This window comes from Streptomyces sp. NPDC097640 (assembly GCF_040302705.1).
Taxonomy (GTDB): domain Bacteria; phylum Actinomycetota; class Actinomycetes; order Streptomycetales; family Streptomycetaceae; genus Streptomyces.
Genome location: NZ_JBEOSB010000076.1, coordinates 1 through 2,733 on the forward strand (window position 1 = coordinate 1; position 2,733 = coordinate 2,733).

3 protein-coding genes and 1 pseudogene are annotated in these 2,733 nt (G+C 70.5%); 1 reads left to right on the plus strand and 3 read right to left on the minus strand.

Annotation, left to right across the window (positions count from 1 at the left end; genetic code table 11):
• The 3 genes from ABTY62_RS47350 to ABTY62_RS47360 form a co-directional block, all read right to left on the minus strand.
• Positions 1-229: PqqD family peptide modification chaperone (locus tag ABTY62_RS47350; RefSeq protein WP_352135606.1), on the minus strand; the 229-nt coding region annotated here is incomplete at its 3' end.
• Complete coding sequence (locus ABTY62_RS47355) at positions 213-2,081, minus strand: albusnodin/ikarugamycin family macrolactam cyclase (RefSeq protein ID WP_352135607.1); 1,869 nt, start codon at positions 2,079-2,081, stop codon at positions 213-215. The genes ABTY62_RS47355 and ABTY62_RS47350, both read right to left, overlap by 17 nt.
• 136 nt (positions 2,082-2,217) lie before the next feature.
• Positions 2,218-2,349, minus strand: coding sequence for a lasso RiPP family leader peptide-containing protein (locus tag ABTY62_RS47360; RefSeq protein ID WP_352135608.1), 132 nt, complete (start codon positions 2,347-2,349; stop codon positions 2,218-2,220).
• Between the two features lie 202 nt (positions 2,350-2,551).
• Between ABTY62_RS47360 and ABTY62_RS47365 the strand changes: the two are divergent.
• Positions 2,552-2,733 (plus strand): annotated as a pseudogene (locus ABTY62_RS47365) (hypothetical protein); the annotation flags it as partial.

Genomic DNA, 2,733 nt, shown 5'->3' on the forward strand with positions numbered 1-2,733 from the left:
TGAGCGCATCAGTCACGGTGTGGACGTCGGCAGCGGCCTGCACGGTGCTGATGCCGTAGCGGGTGGCGTACTGCTCGACGGCCTGGTGCTCGGGGGCGCCAGCCAACAGGATCATGACCGCGGCCGATGCCGTCGGGGTCAGATGGGTCCAGCGTCCGGTGCGCTCGTCGAGGATGGCCCCGCCGTCGTCAGCAAGGATCGCGTGGGTGCCTTCACGCAGCTGCCACACGGTCGCTCACCTCCCACCATGAGGTGGCCGTGGTGGTCTCCATCTGGCGCAGCCAGACCTCGGCGCTGACAGCGAGGTGCAGCGCGCCCTGGGCGGTCGGCTGTCCGGCTGCGGCACGCCGCAGCATGCGCTCTACCGGAGCTTGGGTGATCAGTCCGGCGGCGGAAAGGCGGGAGGACGGGCCGAGCAGTCGGGCAAGGACCGCCGCGTGTTGGGTGAGTCCTGCGTAGGCGAGTGCGTTGAAGCCGCCCTTGGTCGCGCGGGACAGAACGAAATCCGGCAGATCATCGGTGTGGGCGAAAGCCTCGCCCAGCAGCGGCTTGTACCGGCCGGGGGCGCCGCGCTGGTCGGCGGGGACAGCCAGGCACGCCCGGATCACTTCGTTGTCCAGGAAGGGAGCGGCCACCTCCATGCCGTAGTCGTCGCGGGCGAGGTCGCGCAAGCCGTTGGTGTCTGTTCCGACCCGCGAGAGGTCCTGCCGGTCCGTCCAGGCAGCCAGGTGCCGGGGTTCCTCGGGCAGTTCGCCGGCGGCCGCGTCCAGGGCCTCCGCGAGCTGGTGGCGCACCTCGGGGCTCATCCAGTCGGCGGTGGCCAGCAGGGGCGTCCAGGCGACGGGTCGCTCAGCCTGGGGCACCCACTCACGGGGAGCGCCGCGGAGTTCGGTCGCAGTGTGTCGCCAGGTGTCGGCCAGGCCGGTGCGGGAGGCTGGGCGGGCGCGCCGCAGCACGGTCAGCGGGGAGACGTGCCGCAGGCGGGCGTGGGCATGCGCGTGCGTCAAAGCTCGGCGGTGCTGCCGGTCGCGCAGCAGATCAGCTAGGTAGGAGGAGGGCGCGGACAGTACCGCGTCCCCGGCCGCACCCGTGAAGTGGACGCCCGGCGTCTGATGTTCGGCAACAGCGTCCAGCACCGCGCGTTTGATGGCGGCCGTGACGACGTACGCGTTGGGTGCGTCCGTCAGCGGCAGCGAGGACAAGTCGTCCAAGCCGCTGTAGTACACGGTCTCGTCACGACCGGGCACCGCGTGGTGGGTGAGCTCCGGTACCGCGGCAGCAGTGCGCACCGCGTAGACGAGATCGTCGTCCCTCAGCCGGGAATCGGCGAAAGTCACCGCGGTAACCGGCCCGCGCCGCGCCGCGAGGCAGGCCAGCGTTGTGGAGTCCAGGCCGGCCAGGTCCGCGCTTGCCGCTCCCGTGCCATCCAGGCGCGTATCCACCGCCTCGCTCAGCGCTGCCCGTACCCGCGGAGCGGCATCGGGAAGGCTCATCGGCTGGTAGTTGACCGGCTCGTAGCGGACGATGCTCGCCCCACCGGAGGTGATCAGCAGCAGGTGGCCAGTCGGCACACGGTTCACCGCGCGGAACAGGCTCCGCTGCCCTAAGACATCCGGCTGCGCCACCGCCAGGTGAGCAGCAAGAGCGGTCGGATCGAAGGGCGCCCCATCCAGTACGGCCAGCGCGCTGGCCGACGTCGACCACCAGATTCCAGCGCCTTCTGCCCGCCAGTACACCGGGTGCTGACTGGCCAGATCGCCGATCACGGCCAGTGATTCGCCGCTGCGCGCGATGGTCAGGTACGAGCCGGGCCAGCGGGTCAGCGCGTTCCAGTCCCTCGCCCGCACGGTCGTCAGCGCCTGGTGCAGCTGCTCGTCGTCGGCGCCGCACTCACCGATAACAGCCAGAGCCAGCGGGCCGGAGCCTGCCGACCGGACCTGGCCGGCAGGCCGGCCAACAGCCCATGCCGCCGCTATGCCGGGCACGGGCTTGCCGTTCCTCGGCAGCCAGTCATGCCCGCTTGCCCCGTACCATCCCGTGCTCCACCGCATCAGCCGCCCACTTCCTCCGAGTCCGTTCATCGCCTTCGGCGGTCGACATAGAGAGGCGCCGGGCTGCTGGCCCTTCCCCTATCGGCCATTACCGCAGACCCGGCGCCCGCTCAAGCCTGGGACCGGGCCGGGGCGCACACCCGCCCGGCCCCAGGCAGTCCATGGATCAGGCGTTCTTGTACTGGGTGTCGTCGGCGGTGTCGAAGTTCTCGGTGCCCAGCGTCACCTCGACGACGTCACCGGCGTCCAGGACGACCGGAGCGGTGTACACGGGAGCGGTGGTGGTCTGCGTGTTCATGAGTCCTACCTCCATGGTGTTCCGTCCCGCGCGCCCGGGAGTGGGCACGCTGTGGACGTCGTACCTGGCCAAACGGCCGGCGCCGGGGGAGCAGTTTGGGCCCCGACCGCTTGGCGCTGACGAACAGTCAACCCAGGTCAGGGCGCTGGCGGTACGGTGTGGGACAGGGCAAGCGGTATATCGGGTATACGGACAGGTACTCATGACCAAGCGCACGCCGAACTACCAGCTGAGGGACCTTGTCGCCGAGTCCGGGCTGACATACGCGGCCCTGGCCAAGGCGGTGCGCGCGGCAGCCGCCGAGTGCGGCACGGCGTTACGGACCAACAAGTCGACCATCGAGCACTGGATCGGCGGCGTCGTTCCCGCAGGCGACACCGGCCG

Excerpts from the sequence above, each read along its gene's own strand:
- ABTY62_RS47355 (WP_352135607.1), bottom strand. The coding sequence starts at position 2,081 with ATGAACGGACTCGGAGGAAGTGGGCGGCTGATGCGGTGGAGCACGGGA.
- ABTY62_RS47360 (WP_352135608.1), bottom strand. The coding sequence starts at position 2,349 with ATGAACACGCAGACCACCACCGCTCCCGTGTACACCGCTCCGGTCGTC.